This window comes from Zobellella aerophila (assembly GCF_039539325.1).
Classification (GTDB): Bacteria; Pseudomonadota; Gammaproteobacteria; order Enterobacterales; family Aeromonadaceae; genus Oceanimonas; species Oceanimonas aerophila.
This window is the reverse complement of sequence record NZ_BAABCX010000001.1, coordinates 708,331-728,609: the sequence shown is the minus strand read 5'-3', so window position 1 is coordinate 728,609 and position 20,279 is coordinate 708,331. Positions and strand designations below refer to the sequence as shown.

Sequence of the window (20,279 nt, the reverse complement as noted above, 5' to 3'; positions counted from 1 at the left end):
CCCTTACCGGCTGAGTTATTCCGACTTGGCTTCTCGGTTTGTCCTGTTGACAAAATCCCTAAACTTTATAATGGCTTAGACTTGCTGCCTCGATGCCGGGGATCCGATATAATGGCCATACCCAATGGATGAGAATGCGATATGACAGAACCTCGTTTTGCACGACTGCAACAATCCCTGACCCAGGGCTTTAAACTGGAACCCAAAGCCATTTTTCAAGAGGCCTGGCAGCGTATCTACGGTGCCAAGTTGCCCATGTTGATGGCGGTCATTGGCGTGGTAGGCTGCTGGTTATTACTCAACCAGTTATTGCTTACGGCCATGGGCGACGAACAGGAAAACTCATGGAGCGGGAGCCTGCTGGGGTTGTTGATATCCATGGTCATGGCGCCCATGAGCGGCGGCCTGGATATGATAGGGGTGCACCGGGCCGGCAACCTGGCCATACGTTCCAGCCAGATCTTCGATTATTTCCGCCACCTGCTTCCCCTGGCCGTCGCCAGCCTGATCATGGGGCTGCTCACCAGCCTGTTCCTGCCGCTAGGGGCCAGCCTGGGCCTGTCGCCGGCCTTGGCCATGCTGCCCACCCTGGTACTGAGCGTGGCGCTGATGTTTACCTTTCCCCTGATGCTGGAAAAGGGCCTGTCACCCTTGCAGGCGATCGGCACCTCGATCCGGCTGTTCCTGCGTCAGTGGTTAAATATGCTGATGATCCATGCCTTGCTGGTGTTGCTGTTTATGGTGGCGGTGGCCAGCTTCGGCATCGGTTTGGTCTGGGTGGTTCCCTTCTACATTGTGGTCAAGGGCATTATTTATCGTCAGGCCTGCGGTATCGGTGGTGCCGTCTTACCCGAGGCTGAACATCAGCAGGGCGCGGATGTGCAGTCATATTCATCCAAGGATCATTTTGAAGCATGAAAATACTCATCCTTAGCCTGCTGACACTGATACTGGCGACCCGCCCCGCCTTGGCCCAGACCCTGGAGCTGGGGTACAGCGGTTTCTTCAAACATATGAAAACCGTGCAAAAGGCCAAGGTGGAGCAGGCCGAGCTGGGGTTCTATCTCAGCCAGGCTGACGGTGGCGGCCTGTGCACCATACTGGCGGGCGGGGTCCGGGTGGACGGTGAGCAACGCGGGGAAGTCACCCTGTTGCCACACGGCCAGTTCATCCTGCCTTACGACAAGCAGCTGGACCTGGACAAGGCGGTGGTCGCACTGGAGCTGGCGGAGCAGGAACAGTGCGATATCTCGATCCAGATCCAGGCCCAGCTCGAGGGCGGCCGGCTGGAGCTGGTCCAGCTGCGCCAGGTACGCGACGAGATGCAGACACTGCTGGCAAAAATGGCCGGCTGGCCGGGCAGGTACTTCGTACCCGAGATCCGGGGCCTGCATCTGGCACCGGCGACGGAGGGAGGGGCACTGACAGTGGACGGAGTGAAGACGGAATCGGGCAGGCTCAGCCTGGGCGACGAGCAATTGGCGGGCGAGGGCAGCCTGGTACTGCCGGCGGTGCGCATCACCCCCTGGATTTAACCGATTGCAGCAATAAAAAAGGGCGCTTGGCGCAATGCCGTTCACTGATGAAAAGGGGAGTCCTCCTCTACCAAGCCGACCGTTGGCGTCATGGATGACGCCGCCGAGCTCCCAGGGAGGGGGGGGGGGCGGCGAGTCGGCGTGTAGAGGAGGACTCCCCTTAACTGAACAGCATTAGGGGCTTGGCGCCCTTTTTATTTTATTTCAATCACCTGCAACCGCTCTCCGCTCGGGATCTGCGGTTCGTCATCCTCTTCATCGACAAAGCGGGAAGGGAGAGCCGGGGTGTCGAAGGCGATATCACCGCCGTCGATCACGCCACTGTGGCTGTCGATGGTCTTGAAATCGAACAACTGATGATCCAGCAGGTGAGAGGGCACTATGTTCTGTAGCGAGCGGAACATGCTTTCGATGCGTCCCGGAAAGCGTTTGTCCCAGTCCTGCAGCATGGTTTTAATGGCCTTGCGTTGCAGGTTTTCCTGGGAACCGCACAGGTTACAGGGAATGATCGGAAAAGCCTTGGCCTCGGCGTAGCGCACCAGATCTTTTTCTTTGCAGTAGGCCAGCGGGCGGATCACCACGTGTTTGCCGTTATCACTGACCAGCTTGGGAGGCATGGATTTCAGGGTGCCGCCGTGGAACATGTTGAGCAACAGGGTTTCCAGGATATCGTCCCGGTGATGGCCCAGGGCTATCTTGGTGGCGCCCAGCTCGCTGGCGGTGCGATAGAGGATGCCCCGCCGCAGGCGAGAGCAGAGCGAGCAGGTCGTCTTGCCTTCCGGGATCTTGTCGGTGACGATGGAGTAGGTGTCTTCTTCCACGATCCGGTAGTCGACGCCAAGCTCGTTCAGGTAGGCCGGCAACACATGCTCGGGGAACCCGGGTTGTTTCTGATCCAGATTGACCGCCACCAGCTCGAATTTTATCGGTGCATGGGCCTGCAGGTTAAGCAGGATATCCAGCATGGCGTAGCTGTCCTTGCCACCGGACAGGCAGACCATTACCTTGTCACCCGCTTCAATCATGTTGAAGTCGGCGATGGCCTGGCCGACATTGCGGCGCAGCCGCTTCTGCAGCTTGTTAAAGTTATAGACTTGCTTGGCAGTTTGAACAGACATAATGACCCCGGCCAAAAAAACTGGGGCTATTATAGTGACTGGCGCCTCGAGGGCAAGGCGCCAGTGGCTAGATTACGCCTGTACCGGATCCGGTCTTAACACCAGCACGTCGCATTTCAGCTTGTCTATCACATGCTCGGCGGTATTGCCCAGCAGGGCCGCGGAAAAGCCGGTACGGCCGACCGAGCCCAGGATCACCAGGCTGGCATCGATATTATCGGCACACTGGGGGATCACTTCCTCCGCCAGGCCTTCATGCAGATGCAGCTCGCCCGGCTCCAGATCGAAGCGCACCGCATATTCATAGAGTGCCCGCTCATGCTGTTTCTTCACCGCGGCATTATAGGCATGGGGGTCAAAGTCGGGCAGTTCCAGGGCCATGTTGACCGGGGTGATCGGATAGGCATTGACCAGGTGCAGACGGGACGACAGCAGGCGGGCCACTTCCTTGCTTTCGGCAATGATCTTGTGGTTCAGGGCCTCCTGAGCCTGGTCGTCGCTGCAGCAGTTGAGCGCCGCCAGCACCTTGCCGCCCATGGGCCAGTCCCGCTCCTTGACCAGCAACACGGGACAAGGAGACTTGCGCAGCAGGTGCCAGTCGGTAGGGGTGAAGATAAAAGACTGGATCAGGGCATGCTTGTGGGTGCTTTTGACCACCAGATCATGGGCTCCCTCCTGTACCTGCTGGATGATGGCCTCGAAGGGACGGTTATGCCACACCACCTTGACATCAAAGTGGATGCTGCTGTCCTGATAGGGCGTTAACAGGGTTTGTAGCCATTCGGTTCGGCCTTGAACGACACCTTCGCGCATTTCATCCCGCTCTTCACTGGAGAGCATGGAGGTCATCTCATAGGAAAAATCATAGATGGGCAAAAACAGGGTGATGGCCGCCTTTTCTTCCAGGGCGGCCACCGCCACGGCTCTGTGCAAGGCAGGTTGTGCTTCGGCAACCGGATCGACAACCACCAGGATACGTTGGTATTTGATCATAGACACCCCCTAGATAAGAGTCTGATTATCAGACAGTAGCGGGCGCACCCGCTAAACACGCCAGTTCAGGCAATTCAAGTATACGTATATATTTGCCGTCGACCTCAATCAGCTTGTTTTTCTGGAAGCGGCCCAGCAGGCGGCTGACCGTTTCCACCGTCAGTCCCAGATAGTTGCCGATGTCGCCCCGGGTCATGGTCAGACGGAATTCACGGGCCGAGAAACCCCGTTGGGAGTAGCGGGTCGATAGGCTGTGCAGGAAGGCGGCCAGTCGCTCTTCGGCACTTTTCTTGGAAAGTAGCAATATCATCTGCTGATCGCCCTGGATTTCGTTGCTCATCAGGCGCATGATCTGCTGGCGCAGCCGCGGCATTTTACCGGACAGCTCATCCAGGATCTCATAGGGGAGTTCGCATACCATGGCGGTTTCCAGCGCCTGGGCGAAGGAAGGATGAATACCGGTGTTGATGGCATCAAAGCCCACCAGATCGCCGGCCAGATGGAAGGCGGTGATCTGCTCATCCCCCTGCTCGGTGAGGGTATAGGACTTGACGGTACCGGCGCGGATGGCATAAAGGGATTTCAACTCCTCACCGGCCTTGAACAGCTCCTGGCCCTTTTGAATGGGCTTCTTGCGTTCGATGATGTTGTCCAGCTCATCCAGCTCATCCGAATTCAGCCCCAGGGGGATACACAGCTGACTGATACTGCAGTCCTGGCAATGAATGGCTTTAGCACCCGCCAGCGGTTTAACGGTTTTAGACTGATTGCCCATGGGTTCCGCTCTCTATTCTCTATTGCCAGCAAATGTCAATCATAGCATCAAAGGAGGCCACTTTGAAGGTTAGTACAGCTGCCGCAGACTCTGGACTAGCGTGAATAAACCATAAAGAATCAATAAGATACCTGAAAGAGTGCGGAAGTTTGGGTGGTTGAGCCAGTGCCTGAGTTGTTCGGCAAGCCCGCCCAGGGCCAAGAGGGTCGGCAGGGTGCCCAGGCCAAACAGCGCCATGATCAGCGCCCCCTGGACCATGCTGCCGGAGACGGCGCTCCAGGTCAGCGCCGAATACACCAGGCCGCAGGGCAGCCAGCCCCAGATCATGCCGAAAGGCAGGGCGGCGAAGGGATGTCTGAAGGGCACAAAACGCCCCGCCAGGGGCTTGAGCCGGCGCCAAAGACCATTGCCCAGTCGTTCCAGCTTGAGCAGCCCGAACCACCAACGCGCCAAGTACAGCCCCAGCAGTATCATCATCAGCCCGGTCAGCACCCGCAGGAAGATCAACCCCTGTCGACCCAGGCTGACATCGGCCAGGCTGGCAAACAGGCTGCCGACCAGGGCGCCGGCCAGGCTGTAGCTGGCAATGCGCCCGGTGTTGTAGCTGAGCAGATAGAGCCATTGCCAGCGTCGTTGCCGTTTGGGAATGGCCATCGAAAACGCCGCCGCTACCCCGCCACACATGGCGATGCAGTGGCCGGCGCCGAGCAGGCCAATCAGCAGGGCTGCCCAGGGATCAAGCTGGTTGGTCATGGCTGCGGCTTGCTGTGCTTGTCGGCAGGCTGGGCCCGCCTGTGGGCCTCGGCATCGTCGTCGAACAGGATATTGCTGCCCTGACGGTCCAGGTCTTCGAACTGATCGTTTTTGACCGACCAGAAGAAAATAGCGAGGGCGATAACCACAAAGACAAGGATCACCGGGATGATCAGGAACCAGACATTCATAAGCGGGACAGCCTCAGGGAGTTAGTCATCACAATCAGGGAGCTGGCGGACATTCCCAGCATGGCCAGCCAGGGCGACACATGGCCCAGGGCGGCGAGGGGCAGAACAACCAGGTTGTAGCCCAGTGCCCAGCTGAAGTTTTGCTTGATGATCAGGCGACAGCGACCGGCAATGCGCCGGGCCAGCAGGATACGCTGCAAGTCGTCTCCCAGCAACATCGCATCGGCGCTGTTCTTGGCGATATCCGTGCCGCCGGCCATGGCAAAAGAGACGTGGGCGCCGGCCAGTACCGGCGCATCATTGATGCCGTCGCCGACCATCAGGCAGACATCGCCCGATTCATCCTGTTGGCGCAGGTAGGCCAGCTTGTCATCCGGACTGGCGCTTTTGATCAGGCGATCCACACCCAATTCGGCGGCTATCCGGTCGGCCTGTCCCGAGCCGTCGCCGGTAAGGATGCTGGTCTTGATCCCTTGCCGTCGGCAATGGGCGATCAACGCTTGGGCATCCGGTCTCAGGGGATCGGCCAGGTTAAAGCGCGCCAGCAGGCCTTGGTCGTCGGCCAGATAGATGCTCAAGCCGTCACCGGCAGCCTCTTCGGCTCCCAGCCAAGGGCCGCTGCCCAGATACAGGCCGCGGCCCTCGAACTCCCCCTGCACCCCCTTACCAACCCGGTTTTCTCTCTTCTCGACGAGCAGGCTAGCATCCCGATAGGGACGGAAGGCCCGGGCGATGGGGTGTTCGGACTGGGCCTCGAGGGCGGCAGCCAGGGCCAGTGCCCGGGCTTCGGCAAGCTGACCTAAGATTTCGACGGACTCAAGCGCTACCTTGCCCTGGGTCAGGGTGCCGGTTTTATCGAATACGATATGGTTGATGTTGGGCAGGGTATCCAGCACATGGCCCCGGCGCACCAGCACCCCGGCCTGGGTCAGGCGGGCGCTGGCTACCGTCAGGGCGGTCGGGGTCGCCAGCGACAGGGCACAGGGGCAGGTGGCCACCAGCACCGCCAGCATGATCCAGAAGGCATTATCGGCATCGAACCACAGCCAGCCCAGGTAGGTGAGCAGGGCAACCAGCAACAGGGCGGCGACAAAATAGCGGGACAGCCGATCGGCCAGCAGCGCCACCCTGGGCTTGTCGGCCAGGGCCTCATCCTGGGCGCGCAGTATCTCGGCCACCCGGGAGCGGGACAGGGGCCGCAGCACCCGGATTCGTAACGGCGATTCGATGTTGGTGGTGCCGGCGAAGACGGTATCGCCCGTCTGCCTGGGGATGGGCATATGCTCCCCGGTGAGCATGGACTCGTCGATGCTGGTCCGGCCCGATAGAATGACGCCGTCGGCGGGAATGGCGGCGCCCGGGATCACCTGCACCAGCTGCCCCGCCTGCAGGGTGCTGGCGGCCACCTCCTGCTCACCGTCCGGGGTCTCCAGCCGGGCCAGCATGGGCACCATATGGGTAAGGTTGGAGGTGATTTCCAACGCCCGGCGCTTGGCCCGCATTTCCAGGAAGCGGCCGGCCAGCAGCAGGAAGGCAAACAGCGACACGCACTCGTAATAGACCACACCGCTATTGGTGAGGGTGGCATAGACAGAGGCGATAAAGGCGAACACCATGGCCAGGGATACCGGCAGGTCCATGTTCAGGGCCCGGTTCTTCAACCCTCTCCAGGCGTTGCGGTAGAAGGGGAGTGCCGAGTAAAGCATCACTGGAATGCACAGCAGCAGGCTGATCCAGCGAAAGGTCACCAGCAGCTCGACTTCCAGATCCGGGAACAGGTCATCATAGAGGGCCATGCCGGCCATCATCACCTGCATGCTGGCGATACCCGCCACGCCCAGGCGCAGCAGGTAGGACTTCACCTCCCGGTTATAGGCCTGCTCCTGCTGATGGGGCTGGAAGGGACGGGCCTGATAGCCGATGTCGGCAAAGGCGGCCAGTAACTGGCTGAGCCTGGCCTTATCCTCAACCCAGCGCAGCCGGGCGCGCTCCGTGGTGCTGTTGACCTGGATGGAGGCGACGCCGGGTATCTGGCCCAAGTGGCGTTCGATCAGCCAGGCACAGGCGGCACAGCTGAGGCCGTCGATGGACAGCAGCACCTCCCGCTGTGTCCCCTTGACACTGACAAAGTCCTGCTGGATCTCGGCCAGATCATAGTGCTGCAGCTGTTTCAGCTCATCGGGCACCAGGCTGGTGCGGGAGGCGGGGCCGGTCCTGTGCTGATAGTAACCGGCCAGTCCGCATTCGATGATGGTGTGCGCCACCGCCAGGCAACCCGGACAACAGAGCCGCTCGGTGTTATTTTCGAATTCAAGGGTATAGTCGCTGTTTGCGGGAACAGCTTCACCGCAATGGAAACAGGCGGACATCTCAGCCCCCGGCGCGGATAACAAGCCGATCCGGGATAGGCAGGGTCACGCGTTTCTGCAGGCGCCAGCGGCCATCGAAGGCCTCTATCCGGGCGTTCCACTGCCCCTGCAGACCCTGGTTCTCCGGGCGGTATCGATAGACGCCATGGGCATCGCTGGTCAGCAGGGCACCAAAATCACGCTCGGCCTGGGTGGGGTGGATAAAGCGCAGCCTGAGCGCCTCGCCATTATTGTGCTCACCTTCGAGCCGCAGGGTCAGCTCGCCATCCCGATAGCGCAATTCGGCCACCAGCCCCAGCTCGACCGCTTTCCTTAACTCACTCAAATCCTGGTTGATGGCCTTGCCTTTCTTGTAATAATCATCCACCACCATGCTGTCGGCGCCCTTGGTGGCGATGTAAAAGGTGTACAGGCTGGCCGCCACGGCGCACAGGGGCAGGATGATCAGGAACCAGGGCCAGAATTGTTGAAACCAGGGGCGTTGCATAAAGAATTCCTACGGCTGGAAAGGACGGGCATTAATATAACAAAAAGCCCCGACGGATCGGGGCTTTTTTACTTAGCCCGGAGGGCGAGATCAGTTATTACTCAGGCTGTATACGTACGAGGCCAGCAGGTGCACCTTGTCTTCGCCGAGGATTTCATTCCAGGCTGGCATCACACCACCACGGCCGTGACGGATGGTTTCTTCCACCGCGCCGCGAGAGCCGCCATAGAGCCAGATGCCATCGGTCAGGTTGGGGGCCCCCATGGCGGCATTACCCTTGCCATCCATGCCGTGACAGGCGGCACACACGGCGAAACGGGCCTGCCCCTTCTGGGCTTCGACTTCGTCCACCTTACGGCCGGAAAGGCTCAGCACATAGGAAGTCACTTCCTGCACACCTTGCTCACCCAGGCTGTCGCCCCAGGCCGGCATGGCGCCCTGACGACCGTGCATGATGGTGGTCTTGATCTGCTCAGGGGTACCGCCGTAGAGCCAGTCGGCATCGCTCAGGTTGGGGAAGCCGCGGGCACCACGGGCGTCGGAGCCATGGCACTGGGCACAGTTCTGCAGGAACAGACGCTGGCCGACCTTGGTGGCCTTGTCATCCAGGGCGATATCGGCGATGGCGCGGTAGTTCTGGCCGTCTGCTTCATAGGCCAGCTCCTTGAAGCGGGCACCGAACACCTCGTCGGCTTTCACGATTTCCCGGTCATACTGCACTAGCTGGCCGGTTTCCCGGGCGGCTTCGGTGGCGGTCTGAGACTCTTCCAGGGAGCGGATGGCCTGGTTGGAACTGGTCCAGCCCAGCAGGCCCTTGTAGTTACCCAGACCCGGATACAGCACCAGGTAGATCAGGGAAAACACCACCATGATGAAGAACAGGTAGCTCCACCACTTGGGCGGGGGATTGTTCATCTCGGCAATGCCATCGAAGGTGTGGCCGGTAGAGGCGCCTTCTTCTATGCCCATTTTATCTTTCAAACACCAGATCAGCAGGCCGGTAAGACCGAAAATCACGCCCAGGCTGATGATGGAGACATATATACTAAGAAAAGTACTCATTTTTTAATTGCTCCTGCGCGATCAGGATCAGTCCCTTGGTATTGCCCGGCCGCCTGCTCTTCCTCATCGAAGATGGAGTTGGCCAGTTCATCGAAAGTGCTTTTACGCCGCTTGCTGTAGGCCCACAGCACCAGGCAGATAAACAGCACGAACAGGACCAGGGTCTGAATGCTGATCAGCATCGGCTTCAGGCCTTCCAGGGTACTGAAATCCATAATCGTCGACTCCCGTTACTTAAGGCCATGACCCAAAGATTGCAGATAAGCGATCAGCGCATCCATTTCAGACTTGCCTTTTACCGCCGCTTCGGCTCCCTCGATGTCTGCATCCGTATAAGGCACACCGAAATTGTCCCGGAACAAGCGCAGCTTGTCCGCCGACTTGCTGCCGTCGAGGATGTTGGTTTCCAGCCAGGGGAAGGCGGGCATATTCGACTCGGGCACCACGTCGCGGGGGTTGATCAGGTGTACCCGATGCCATTCATCGGAATAACGACCGCCGACCCGGGCCAGATCCGGTCCGGTACGCTTGGAGCCCCACAGGAAGGGGTGCTCCCACACGCTTTCACCGGCAACGGAATAGTGGCCGTAACGCTCGGTTTCGGCACGCATCGGACGGATCATCTGGCTATGGCAGACATGACAGCCGTCGCGGATATAGATATCCCGGCCTTCCATTTCCAATGCGGTATAGGGCCGCAGGCTTTCGGTCGGCTCGGTGGTCTGGGCCTGGAAAAACAGTGGGACGATTTCCGCCAGGCCACCGAAGCTGATGGCTATCACTGTGAGTACAATCAGCCAGAATGTGTTTTTTTCGACCAGCTCATGACGATTTTTCATTCACGGATCTCCTTATGCCGGCTGAGGAATGGCTTGCAATGAGCCTTTCGGCGCATAGATGGTGCGATAGGTGTTATAGGCCATCAGCAACATACCCAGGACGAAGAAACATCCGCCCAGGAAGCGTACGAAATAGAAGGGGTAAGACGCCTGCAGGCCCTCGACAAAGCTGTAGGTCAGGGTGCCGTCTTCGTTTACCGCCCGCCACATCAGGCCCTGCATCACACCGCTGATCCACATGGCCACGATATAGAGCACGGTGCCGATGGTCGCCAGCCAGAAATGGGTATTGATAAGCGAGAGGCTGTACATCCGCTCCTGACCGAACACATTGGGGATCATGTGATAAACGGCGCCAATAGAGACCATGGCTACCCAGCCCAGGGCACCGGAATGCACATGACCCACGGTCCAGTCGGTGTAGTGGGAAAGGGCGTTGACAGTCTTGATGGCCATCATGGGGCCTTCGAAGGTGGACATGCCGTAGAACGACAGGGACACGATCAGGAAGCGCAGGATGGGGTCATAACGCAGTTTGTGCCAGGCACCGGACAGGGTCATGATGCCGTTGATCATGCCCCCCCAGGAGGGTACGAACAGGATCAGCGACATCACCATGCCCAGGGACTGGGCCCAGTCGGGCAGGGCGGTATAGTGCAGGTGGTGGGAACCGGCCCAGATATACAGGGTGATCAGGGCCCAGAAATGCACGATGGACAGACGGTAGGAGTAAACCGGACGGCCGGCCTGCTTGGGTACGAAGTAATACATCATGCCCAGGAAACCGGCGGTCAGCAGGAAACCCACCGCGTTATGGCCATACCACCACTGGATCATGGCATCGGCCGCGCCCGCGTACATGGAGTAGGACTTCATGCCGCTCAGGGGTACCGCCATGCTGTTGACGATATGCAGTATGGCAATGGTCAGGATAAAACCACCGTAGAACCAGTTGGCAACGTAGATATGGGAAGTATTACGTTTGACCAGGGTGCCGAAAAACACCACGGTGTAGGCTATCCAGACTACGGCGATGGCGACATCGATCGGCCACTCCAGCTCGGCATATTCCTTGGAAGTGGTATATCCCAGGGGCAGGGTGATGATGGCGGCGACGATAATTGCCTGCCAGCCCCAGAATACGAAGGAGGCCAGCGGACCACCGAACAGCCGAGTCTGACAGGTTCGTTGTACTACATAGAAGGAGGTGCCTATCAGGGCGCTACAACCAAAGGCGAATATCACCGCATTGGTATGTAACGGACGTAACCGGCTGTAGGTCAGCCAGGGAGTATCAAAGTTGAGGGCAGGCCAGATAAGCTGCGAAGCGATCAACACGCCCAGCGACATACCTATCACACCCCAGACTACGGTCATGACCGTAAACTGACGAACTACCGTGTAGTTGTAGTTTGGTTGGTTATTAGTTTGACTCATCGTTATAGTTCCGCTTCCACTGCTGTTCTTCGGTTTGTGCGCACCGAGCGGTGCTCACGTCGGAAGGTAAAAAGCAACCGGGTTTATCAAAGAATTCAGGCGCTCCAAAGGCTTCGTTAACTAATTGTTAACGAAGAAGAAGTAAGGGGGTCTGAAAACACGTGGCAGATGATAAAGGAGTGAGTACAAAAATAACAGTATAAACAGTAATATGATTACCACTTAAGCTGGCCATAAGGCATAAGGCCCCGCCTTGATCGAAATCAAGCCATTCAGCAGATTGTGAGCAATATAGGAAGTAAATTGGTATGAGAGACCGTTTAACCGGGCCTAAGCTGGTGCAAATTATTATTGTGATGGTTATTTTAGTGTCGGCTTTTTTGTTCAGGACCTATTGGTACGCGCCTGGCGAAGACGGATCGGAACAGGAAAATGTCAATTTTTGCGATATAAGTCACAAATTATGCTTGATTGAACAGGCAGGACTCAGTGCCGAGGCCCGGCTCTATGCCGACGCCTTGTCTGCCGAAACCCCCTTCACCCTGGAAGTGAAGTTCTCCGCTCCCGGGGTGAAGGTGACGCGCAGCGTGCTGGAAGGCGAGACCATGTACATGGGCACCTTGCCCGCGCTTATCGAGGAGGAGAGCCCGGGCCTGTGGCGGGGGCAGGCCCTGGTTGGTGCCTGCACAGAGGCTCGCATGACATGGGCCTGGGTGCTTGAGGTGGAACTTGAGGGCAAGAGCCAACGGCTGCGCTTCCTGTTTGACGTCGGTCGTTAGGAACCATGGGTCAGCTAAAGTTGTCCGCCAAAAATTGCTGCAGCCGTTGCCAGGAGTTCTGGTCCGCCGCTTTATCATAGCCGATGGGCAGGCCGAACACGGCCGCCGCCTTGTCCGCCGCCGGGTTGGTACAGGCGTGCAGGGCGCCCGGGTAGTTGACGACTAGGTAGTCGGCACCCGCGGCTTTCATTTCCTGCTCGAAGGCGGCCACCTGTTCGGCCGACACCATGGGGTCGGCTCCACCGTTAAAGGCGGCGATGCGGATTAGGCTGCCGGCGGGCAGGGCCACGTAGCCCAGCTCGGCCAGCATATCGGCGCGCCGACGTACATAATCGTTCAGTCCCCACCATTCGCACCACCAGTACGCCGGGGCGGAGGGAACCTTGACTGTCATCAAAGGCCAGGTAACCGTTAAAGGTCCGGCCGTCCACCTTATTAGTTCAGATTTTCGCTTACCACTGTTGTGTCTCCTCGCCTGCTGTGCCAGCGCCGATATCTTCATCTTGGGGTCTCCAAGCGGGCATCCCTACAACCCTAGCCTGAAAGCGGGTATTTGGAGTAATGGGGCAGGTCGCTCATAATTAACACAGGCAGTGAGAAGTGAGAGGGGGAAACACCATGGACATATCAAGACTGCATAGCGGCATGCTCTGTGCCACCCGGAAAGGACCGGGTTGGATCATGACCATAGATACCGAGCATCATAGCCTGCATCTGAAGGCGCTGCGGGATAAGCGCGAGTTCGACGTAGATATAGATGACGTGCTGGACGATCCCCAGGTACATAATCCGGAAGACGGCTATTACTAACATCCCCGCCATAAGTTTGGCCGCCGCTTCCTCAGGGACCGGCGGCCATTTGTTGACGACCGCCACCGCCTAAGGTCAATCAGTAAAGCCTAAAGCTGTGCCAACTTGGATGTCGGCGTGCGCCGCGGTGGCCAAATTCAGCGCGGTCATTAGCCGCTACCATCCCTTTTGTTCGGTGATACCAGATCGTATTTATTCATCTTGCGGTGCAGGGTGGCCCGGCTGATGCCCAGGGCCCGGGCCGCCGAGGTGATCACCCAGGCATGGCTGTCGAGGGTGCTCTTGAGGTAGTCCCGCGCCAGGTTGGCAGGTGCACTCGCTTCCCCGCGTTCCCGATGGCGATTGATTGGTGCTATCAGGTCGGGTCAGCAGCTGTGGGCTGAACAGCTCTTCGGGCAGGGCGAATTGCAGCATACTCTGCAACTGCCGGATATTACCGGGCAAGGCGTAGGAGAGCAGCAGGGCCTCGGCGGTCAGCGCCGGCAGCGGTTGGTTATCGGTCAGCAGGCAACGGATGAGCCCGGATTTGTCCTGCCGGTCCCGCAAGGGAGGCAGCACGACCTTCAGGGCGCTGATACGATAGTAGATCTTCCCTGAATTCCCCCTCTTGCACCAGCGCCGGCAGCTCCCTGTGGGTGGCACAAACCACATTCAGTTGCACCGGCACCGGGGTTATCTGGCCCACCGGGGTCACCTCCTGCTCGGCCAGGAACAGGGTGCCGCCGGAGCTGGCATGTATTTTTCCCAGCTTGCCGCCCTTGAGGGTACTGGTAAAGGCGCCACTGCCATAACCGAACAACTCGCTTTCGATCAGGGTTTCAGGGATGGCGGCACAGTTGAGGGTGACAAAGGGCTTGTGTCTGCGCTGGCTGCTGTTGTGCAGCGCCCGGGCCCAGACCTCCTTGCCGGTACCCGTTTCACCCTGGATGAGGATGCTGATCCCCCGGTCGACCATGCGCTGGCAGATGTCGCTCTGGCGCCGCAGATAGGGCTCTTCACCCGCCGCCCGTTGCAGCGGGTTGCGACGGCTGGGGGCGGCAGCGGGGTGCAGGCCGCCTAGTCGTTTTTCTTCCTCATCCGCCTTCCCGTTCTGTCGTTGCCAGTTGCTGCGCGATGCAGGCGCGGGCTGCCTGCCTGAGCCTCACCGCCGCCGCGAACACCTCCTCGTCCTCTTGCCGCGGTGGCAGAGGGACACCGACCTCTACCTCGAGGGCGCCGTGCCGGGGCAACCAGCACTTAGCGGGCAATACCCATCGGCTGCCGCGGATGCTGACCGGCACCACCGGCACGGACGCGCCGGCGGCGGCGAGAAAACCGCCCAGGTGGAAGGGCAACAGCCCCGGACGGGCGACGAAGGTCCCCTCCGGGAACACCAGCAGGGAGCGCCCGCCCTTGACCAGCTCGGTCATGCGGTTGGCGTCCTCCACACTGCGCCGCACCTCAAAGCGCTCGACGAACGCCACTCCCAGTTTCTTCAGGTAGCGACCCGCAACGAACTGGGCACGCAGCTCCCGCTTGGCGACGAAAGCGTAGGGCCGGGGCAGGGCCGCCACCAGCAACAGGCCATCCAGGTAGCTGGCGTGGTTGCACACCAGCACACAGGGGGCCGACGGGAGTCGTTCAAGCCCCTCCACCCTGAAGGGAATGCCGGTCAGACGCAGCAGCAGCCGGGCCCCCCGCCCACCCAGACGCCAGGCGGCGGTGGGCGAGCTCGTGGCGAGCGTCGCCAGCCAGACCGGGGGAGCCAGCAGCCCGAGCATCAGGACGGCGTGCAGGGCGAAGGCGACGCCAGCCAGTTGCCCGCCGAGGCGACGCAACCAGAGCGCAGCGGAGCCCAGGCTCAGACGGAGCAACTGGAGCCAAGCCGTGGGAGCCGCCTTGCCGATGCGCCCCTGGAGGTAAAGGTTGCGACTGGCGGCGCGGCGCACCTTGCCGCTGGAAGTCTTGAGCACCGTATGGGGCGGTGCCAGCACCACCTCGTCGGGCGGCTCACCCAGCACGCCCAACACGGCGCTCACCACCGCCTGGCGCAGCCGGCCGAGGGCGCTGCCGCCTTCGAGGCGGGTTTCGGCGAGCACCACCAAACGCTCGGTGCCGGTAGCCGGATCCGGGCTGCCGAACACCGCCACCCCACCCTTGCGTACCCCCTCCACGGCGGCGACCGCCTCCTCGATTTCCTGGGGATAGAGGTTGCGCCCGCCGCGGATCACCATGTCCTTCACCCGTCCGGTGAGGTACACCTCGCCGGCGGCGACATAGGCACGATCGCCGGTGTCGAGCCAGCCGTCGTGAAACAAATCGGCGGTGGCCTCCTTGTTGCGACAATAGCCCCGGGTGGCCGACGGGCCCTTGAACTCCAGCCGGCCCTCGATGCGCTCGCCCACCTCCTGGCCCGCCTCGTCGACGATGCGGATGGCATAACCGGGCAAGGGTGCCCCGCAGGACACGAAACGCTGGGCACCCTCGTCCTCCTCGGCGGTGGGTAGGGCGCGGTGCTCGAGTGCCAGGGGCTCGCGCCCGATGCAATCGATCAGCGGGCCGCGCCCGAGCGGGGGAAAAAGCAGCCCGACCGAGGCTTCGGCCAGGCCGTAGACGGGGGTGACGGCTTCCTGCTTGAGGCCGTAGGGTGCGAAACGCTCGACGAAACGTTTCAGGGTGTCGGGGCTGACCGCCTCGGCGCCGTTGAAGGCCAGCCGCCAACGGCTCAGGTCGAGCCCTTCCAGCGCCGTCGGCTCGATGCGTTTCAGGCAAAGCTCGTAGGCGAAATTGGGGGCCGCCGATAGGGTGCCGCGATAGCGATGGATGGCCCACAGCCAACGATCGGGCTTGGCCAGGAAGGTGAGGGGCGACATCACCACCAGGGGCAGGCCCACATAGAGGCTGCCGAGGAAGGCGCCGATAAGACCCATGTCGTGGTAGAGCGGCAGCCAGCTGACGAAGACGTCGCTCGGGCTTGCCGCCAGCACCTGCTGCATGGCGCGGATGTTGGCGAGCAGGTTGGCATGGCTCAGCACCACCCCCTTGGGGTTGCCGGTGCTGCCCGAGGTGTACTGGATAAAGGCGGTGTCCTCGCCCCGGATGTCGACCGGGCGCAGGCCATCCGCCGGGGCGGCCAGCTGCTCGGGGGTAGCCAGCCGGCGCAGCCCCGGCACCCGGGCCTGCAGCAGGCGGCCTACCACCATGGCCTCGGGCACCGTGATCAGCAGCACTGCCTCGGCATTGGCGAGGATGCCGGCATGGCGCAACACATGATCTTCGAGCTGGGACGCCCGCGTCGGCGGGTAGATGGGCACCGGAATGGCGCCCATGAGCAGTATGCCGAAATAACAGTGAAAGTAGGCGAGGGAGGTGGGCAGCATGATGGCCACCGTCTGACCCGGCTCGACCCCCGCCTGCTGCAACGCGGCCGCCACGGCCCGGGCGCCTGCCGCCAGCTCGCCATAGCCGAGACGCTGTTCGGACTCCTCGGTGACGAGGATGCTCTGTAGCTGTTGCGGATGTGCCTGTACATGCCAGTCGAGCACCTCCAGCAGGGTGGTGGCGGTGGCCAGGGCGCTGGCTTGTACCTTTTCATCGTCGTTCGGCGGGGTGGGCCCGGCCGCCGCGGCCGGCACTGGCCGATCCCGCTCCGCCGAGGCGCTTGGTGCCTGTTCTATGGCGATCAACAGATCCCGTACCGTTTCGGCGCGCTGCAGGGTTTCTGCCGGCAGACTGACCCCGAATGCGCGCTCGGCGCGCAGCAACAGCTCCATCCGGGCCAGGCTGTCGAGGGCGAGATCACGGTCGAGGGAGCTGTCGAGCCGGGCAGGGGGCATCGCCGGCGCTTCCGGCTGCAGATCGCGCAGGGTATGGTCGACCAGCGCGAGCAGCTTTTGCTCGCGGGAGCCGTCTTGTTGGGGGCGGTCGTCTTCGTCTTTCACCGGGTCGCCGTGGTGTGGTGAATCAAGCCTTAGCGTCCAGACTATCTCTACCAACTATAGCCGTTGGCAGCCGCCCTGGCCCTTATCGGATGGGGCAGAGCACCCGGTGGCTCATCATCCGGTAACAAGGTGCCGAATTGATTTTCGGCTCGACCGGATGAACGGGCGGGGGAGCTGCTGGCCGACTACGGCCCGGGAAGGATGCTACCGGCGGTAAGTCATTTCGGCGCACGTTTTCATATGCTGTTGGGCCATGCTATGGGTGAGTCGGGGCGAGGACATGGTTCCCGAGCCTTCCGTCCTTATATGCAGCCATGCCAACGAAAGCAGCAAGTCATAGGGTAATCGTCATAATCTTATTATCCTGTTTTTTATATGCTTTAATGCCGATAATGCAGTTTATCGGCATTTTATTAAATTGTTGTTTTTGATAAAATAAAAATATTTTTTAGTGTTATATAGGAGTGCCGATGCCGAGCATGCCACCCGTGATCCCCCTGTTTGATGCCCCCCAGTACCAGGAAGAGGGCAATAGCGTCGTCAACCAGCATATCGCCGAACTCACCCTCAACCGGGTGGCGGAAGCCGCCTTTATCTACGAGCATGCCATGGACTGGCTGCTGGAAAGCCGGTTCAGCGAAAACAACTACAAGACCTATCGCAGCGAGTTGACCACTTTTTTACACTGGTGCTTTGATGTCGAGCAGGCCTCGCCGACGGCGGTAACCCGGCGGATGATGAATCGTTATGTGGACTACTGTCTGGCACCACCCAGGGAGCTGATTGCTTATCGTAACGTGGCCCAGTTCGTGCTCAACAAGGAATGGGGTGAACGTCAGCCCAATCCGCTGTGGCGGCCGTTCCTGGGCAAGAAAGTGGATGGTTGCGAACAGCCTTACCGGCTCAGTGACAAGGCGCTGAAGACCAAGATGGCGGTGTTGTCTTCCTTTTATGGCTACCTGATCAACGAGGAAGTGACCGAGCGCAATCCGGCGGTGATGTGGATGCGCCACAGTCGCTTTGGATCCACACCCGTGCAGGCCGCCGCCTCGGGAGAAGAAGACGAAGTCCGGGTATTCAGCGACCTGCAGTGGTCTTATATGATGAGCACCGCCGAGCGCCTGGCCGAGCAGCAGCCCGAGCGCCATGAACGGACCCTGTTCCTGGTGTCGCTGATGTACGCCTGCTACCTGCGTGTTTCCGAAGTCGCGGCCCGGCCCGGCTTTTCGCCGGTGATGAGCCAGTTCCGCCGCGACGGCAAAACCGGTATTTGGAGCTTTTATATCCCGATCAGCAAAGGCGGCAAGCGGCGCACGGTGGCGGCCTCCCGCGAACTGCTGGAGGCGCTTAAACGCTACCGTGGCTACCTCAAGCTGTCGCCCTTGCCGGCACCCAATGAAAATACGCCGCTGTTTGTGCGCCACCGGGCCGCGGGGCGAGGCCGGGATCAGGGCCTGCTCAACGCCAACCTGGGCATTCGCCAGCTGCGCGATTCACTCGATGAACTGATTGCCCTGGCCGCCGGTGTCGCCGCCGCCGACGGCTTCGATCAGGACGCCGCCGAGATGCGTACGCTCACCGTGCACAGCATCCGTCACACCGGCATTACCCACGACATCAACTATAACGGTCGGCCGCTGTCCCATGTGCAGGCCGATGCCGGCCATGACAGCATAGACACCACCTCTCAGTATCTGCATACCAGCAAGGTGGAACGCCACGAAAGTGCGGCCGGCAAGCGACTGGATCGGCTGAAAGCCGAAGACTGAAGATAGGTGTGGGAGGTAGAGCGGGTCGTATGAATGAGGAAATAGCGCCACAACGGTGTGACTATTTCCTTTTTAAATATATTATTTAACATAATATACATTATGCGAAGTGGTGGATCATAGGGAAAAGACCGCGCAGTGGTCAGTACCAGTACTGGGTTGGCTTGTGGTTCAACGGAAAAACCAGACCGTCCGGATCGACATCTCGACGCACCAGACACAGCAAGCGCTGCACTTCCCGCCGTTCTGGCCGGGTCATCCGCAAGTTGCGGAACCAGCGCAGTGACTTGGAATACCACTTGGCACAGGTTACCAGCCGACCACTCAACCGACGATACCGTTTCAGTCGACCATCGGGATGACGGTCACGGATCTTATTTTTTACAGACATGGGATACCCTCTAAGCAATTGATATACTTAGAAGATGTCCAGAGTCTCGTACCAATAAATCATATGCTTACCGTTCAGGTGTCAAGACTGGAATCCGAAGGATTATGGCTCAGAATCAACGGCCTGGAATATTTCCTCGGCTACGACCTGTTTCCCTGGCTCCGGAACGCCTCGGAAAGCAAAATCTACAACGTGGAATCGTTTGGAGAAAACGGGATACGATGGCCTGACTTAGACGTCGATCTCACCCTCGATATCATCCAGCATCCACAGCGATACCCGCTCACCTATATCAACTCGGCAGAGCCAGCTCCCGACGACCAATCATCATCGAACAAACTATTAATACGACGCACCTCGCGTAGATGAGCCAAGGCCCCGAAGAAACACGACTCGCACAGATCGACTTCAAAGCGCTCGCCGTCATGATGGGAACCGTAGCCCCAAGCTGCCTGCAGCACACCGAACTGGGGTGAATAGCCCTCCGCCATAACAGTACTGCAGCCGCGTACATCGCAGCGCACATCGGTGATCACCTCAAGCTGCTTTAGCGTTTTGACCTTCATCGATTACCCCATCAAAGAGCCCCAAAACAAGCCCATTATAGCCCCTCGACAGACCCGGCCAACGTGTCAAAATGAAACAAGAGTCCACTATTAAAGACTGTGGACTCCGGGCCGAAAATGGTGTCACTTGGTGTCTCTTTCATTAATGCTAAGGATTGTGGCCAAGCCCTTCTGACCCTAAATAACTGTTCCTAATTGTGCTACAGAAATCAGGCTCGAACGCAGACATGCCGTAAACCCATCCTTGGGGGCTCCGCCGCGCCATCCCTGGCGCGGAGGGTCTGCTTATCGAATCCTGACTTCTGTCTCGATATGTAGCGGTATTTGTATCAGTTATTTAGCGTGATAAATGGATACCCCTATTTACCATAATTCAGTGGTGCCCGTACTAATGGACTGGCCAATAGCTACGCTAATGCCCGTTCAACGCCATTGCCGGACCAGGAAAAACCCGGTTTATCCAGATAACATCAGTCCTCGGGGGC

At 59.7% G+C, this 20,279-nt stretch carries 23 protein-coding genes; 6 read left to right on the top strand and 17 right to left on the bottom strand.

The annotated features are described in order from the left end of the window. Nucleotides 1–141 precede the first annotated feature (141 nt). Entirely contained in the window at nucleotides 142–918 is a 777-nt protein-coding gene (locus ABD806_RS03360; RefSeq protein ID WP_344954707.1) for a DUF2189 domain-containing protein, read from the top strand. Then, entirely contained in the window at nucleotides 915–1,535 is a 621-nt protein-coding gene (locus ABD806_RS03355) for a DUF2987 domain-containing protein (protein ID WP_344954705.1), read from the top strand. The genes ABD806_RS03360 and ABD806_RS03355 overlap by 4 nt, the downstream gene beginning before the upstream one ends. A gap of 194 nt (nucleotides 1,536–1,729) precedes the next feature. Here the strand turns inward: ABD806_RS03355 and ttcA are convergent, their stop codons facing one another. The 11 genes from ttcA to ccoN all read right to left on the bottom strand — a co-directional run bounded on the left by ttcA (nucleotide 1,730) and on the right by ccoN (nucleotide 11,559). Further along, entirely contained in the window at nucleotides 1,730–2,653 is a 924-nt protein-coding gene (gene ttcA, locus ABD806_RS03350; RefSeq protein WP_344954703.1) for a tRNA 2-thiocytidine(32) synthetase TtcA, read from the bottom strand. Nucleotides 2,654–2,725: 72 nt separating this feature from the next. Continuing rightward, nucleotides 2,726–3,646 carry a universal stress protein UspE gene (uspE, locus tag ABD806_RS03345; RefSeq protein WP_344954701.1) on the bottom strand — a complete coding sequence of 307 codons (921 nt, stop codon included), beginning with the start codon at nucleotides 3,644–3,646 and terminating at the stop codon, nucleotides 2,726–2,728. 28 nt (nucleotides 3,647–3,674) lie between these two features. After that, on the bottom strand, nucleotides 3,675–4,421 hold the full coding sequence (locus ABD806_RS03340) for an FNR family transcription factor (protein ID WP_344954699.1): 747 nt from the start codon (nucleotides 4,419–4,421) through the stop codon (nucleotides 3,675–3,677). A gap of 69 nt (nucleotides 4,422–4,490) precedes the next feature. Further along, nucleotides 4,491–5,174, bottom strand: a complete 684-nt coding sequence (locus ABD806_RS03335) for a sulfite exporter TauE/SafE family protein (RefSeq protein WP_344954697.1) — start codon at nucleotides 5,172–5,174, stop codon at nucleotides 4,491–4,493. Further along, on the bottom strand, nucleotides 5,171–5,365 hold the full coding sequence (gene ccoS, locus ABD806_RS03330) for a cbb3-type cytochrome oxidase assembly protein CcoS (protein ID WP_344954695.1): 195 nt from the start codon (nucleotides 5,363–5,365) through the stop codon (nucleotides 5,171–5,173). The genes ABD806_RS03335 and ccoS overlap by 4 nt, the downstream gene beginning before the upstream one ends. After that, the gene (locus ABD806_RS03325; RefSeq protein ID WP_344954693.1) at nucleotides 5,362–7,734 is read right to left on the bottom strand and encodes a heavy metal translocating P-type ATPase; all 2,373 of its coding nucleotides are present in this window, start codon (nucleotides 7,732–7,734) and stop codon (nucleotides 5,362–5,364) included. The genes ccoS and ABD806_RS03325 overlap by 4 nt, the downstream gene beginning before the upstream one ends. A 1-nt stretch (nucleotide 7,735) precedes the next feature. Then, nucleotides 7,736–8,221, bottom strand: a complete 486-nt coding sequence (locus ABD806_RS03320; protein WP_344954691.1) for a FixH family protein — start codon at nucleotides 8,219–8,221, stop codon at nucleotides 7,736–7,738. A 90-nt stretch (nucleotides 8,222–8,311) separates the two neighbouring features. After that, nucleotides 8,312–9,283, bottom strand: coding sequence for a cytochrome-c oxidase, cbb3-type subunit III (gene ccoP, locus ABD806_RS03315; protein WP_344954689.1), 972 nt, complete (start codon nucleotides 9,281–9,283; stop codon nucleotides 8,312–8,314). After that, complete coding sequence (locus ABD806_RS03310) at nucleotides 9,280–9,498, bottom strand: cbb3-type cytochrome oxidase subunit 3 (protein ID WP_344954687.1); 219 nt, start codon at nucleotides 9,496–9,498, stop codon at nucleotides 9,280–9,282. Before ABD806_RS03310 ends, ccoP begins: the two co-directional genes overlap by 4 nt. Nucleotides 9,499–9,513: 15 nt before the next feature. Then, nucleotides 9,514–10,122, bottom strand: a complete 609-nt coding sequence (ccoO, locus tag ABD806_RS03305) for a cytochrome-c oxidase, cbb3-type subunit II (protein ID WP_344954685.1) — start codon at nucleotides 10,120–10,122, stop codon at nucleotides 9,514–9,516. Nucleotides 10,123–10,134: 12 nt separating this feature from the next. After that, nucleotides 10,135–11,559 carry a cytochrome-c oxidase, cbb3-type subunit I gene (ccoN, locus tag ABD806_RS03300; RefSeq protein ID WP_344954683.1) on the bottom strand — a complete coding sequence of 475 codons (1,425 nt, stop codon included), beginning with the start codon at nucleotides 11,557–11,559 and terminating at the stop codon, nucleotides 10,135–10,137. Nucleotides 11,560–12,026: 467 nt separating this feature from the next. On the opposite strand from ccoN, the gene ABD806_RS03295 reads away from it, so the two are divergent. Next, entirely contained in the window at nucleotides 12,027–12,338 is a 312-nt protein-coding gene (locus ABD806_RS03295) for a hypothetical protein (RefSeq protein ID WP_344954681.1), read from the top strand. A 10-nt stretch (nucleotides 12,339–12,348) separates the two neighbouring features. Here ABD806_RS03295 and ABD806_RS03290 read toward each other — a convergent pair whose 3' ends face one another. Continuing rightward, nucleotides 12,349–12,732 (bottom strand): dienelactone hydrolase family protein, encoded by a 384-nt coding sequence (locus ABD806_RS03290; RefSeq protein ID WP_344954679.1) that lies wholly within the window; start codon nucleotides 12,730–12,732, stop codon nucleotides 12,349–12,351. Between the two features lie 224 nt (nucleotides 12,733–12,956). On the opposite strand from ABD806_RS03290, the gene ABD806_RS03285 reads away from it, so the two are divergent. Then, nucleotides 12,957–13,148 carry a hypothetical protein gene (locus ABD806_RS03285; RefSeq protein WP_344954677.1) on the top strand — a complete coding sequence of 64 codons (192 nt, stop codon included), beginning with the start codon at nucleotides 12,957–12,959 and terminating at the stop codon, nucleotides 13,146–13,148. A 149-nt stretch (nucleotides 13,149–13,297) separates the two neighbouring features. Here ABD806_RS03285 and ABD806_RS18005 read toward each other — a convergent pair whose 3' ends face one another. The 3 genes from ABD806_RS18005 to ABD806_RS03275 form a co-directional block, all read right to left on the bottom strand. Continuing rightward, nucleotides 13,298–13,450, bottom strand: a complete 153-nt coding sequence (locus ABD806_RS18005) for a helix-turn-helix domain-containing protein (protein ID WP_425583084.1) — start codon at nucleotides 13,448–13,450, stop codon at nucleotides 13,298–13,300. Nucleotides 13,451–13,641: 191 nt separating this feature from the next. Continuing rightward, nucleotides 13,642–14,163, bottom strand: a complete 522-nt coding sequence (locus ABD806_RS03280; RefSeq protein WP_344956423.1) for a sigma 54-interacting transcriptional regulator — start codon at nucleotides 14,161–14,163, stop codon at nucleotides 13,642–13,644. A gap of 58 nt (nucleotides 14,164–14,221) precedes the next feature. Next, a complete protein-coding gene (locus ABD806_RS03275; protein WP_344954675.1) occupies nucleotides 14,222–17,068 on the bottom strand; it encodes an AMP-binding protein in 2,847 nt (948 codons plus the stop codon). A gap of 470 nt (nucleotides 17,069–17,538) precedes the next feature. Between ABD806_RS03275 and ABD806_RS03270 the strand changes: the two genes are divergently transcribed. Beyond that, complete coding sequence (locus tag ABD806_RS03270) at nucleotides 17,539–18,837, top strand: tyrosine-type recombinase/integrase (RefSeq protein ID WP_344954673.1); 1,299 nt, start codon at nucleotides 17,539–17,541, stop codon at nucleotides 18,835–18,837. A gap of 142 nt (nucleotides 18,838–18,979) precedes the next feature. Here ABD806_RS03270 and ABD806_RS03265 read toward each other — a convergent pair whose 3' ends face one another. Continuing rightward, nucleotides 18,980–19,228 (bottom strand): hypothetical protein, encoded by a 249-nt coding sequence (locus ABD806_RS03265; RefSeq protein WP_344954671.1) that lies wholly within the window; start codon nucleotides 19,226–19,228, stop codon nucleotides 18,980–18,982. Here ABD806_RS03265 and ABD806_RS18000 point away from each other — a divergent pair. Beyond that, nucleotides 19,196–19,597 carry a DUF2442 domain-containing protein gene (locus ABD806_RS18000; RefSeq protein WP_425583062.1) on the top strand — a complete coding sequence of 134 codons (402 nt, stop codon included), beginning with the start codon at nucleotides 19,196–19,198 and terminating at the stop codon, nucleotides 19,595–19,597. The two genes, ABD806_RS03265 and ABD806_RS18000, sit on opposite strands and share 33 nt — an antisense overlap. Here ABD806_RS18000 and ABD806_RS03260 read toward each other — a convergent pair. After that, nucleotides 19,516–19,794 carry a hypothetical protein gene (locus tag ABD806_RS03260; RefSeq protein ID WP_344954669.1) on the bottom strand — a complete coding sequence of 93 codons (279 nt, stop codon included), beginning with the start codon at nucleotides 19,792–19,794 and terminating at the stop codon, nucleotides 19,516–19,518. The two genes, ABD806_RS18000 and ABD806_RS03260, sit on opposite strands and share 82 nt — an antisense overlap. Nucleotides 19,795–20,279: the final 485 nt, after the last annotated feature.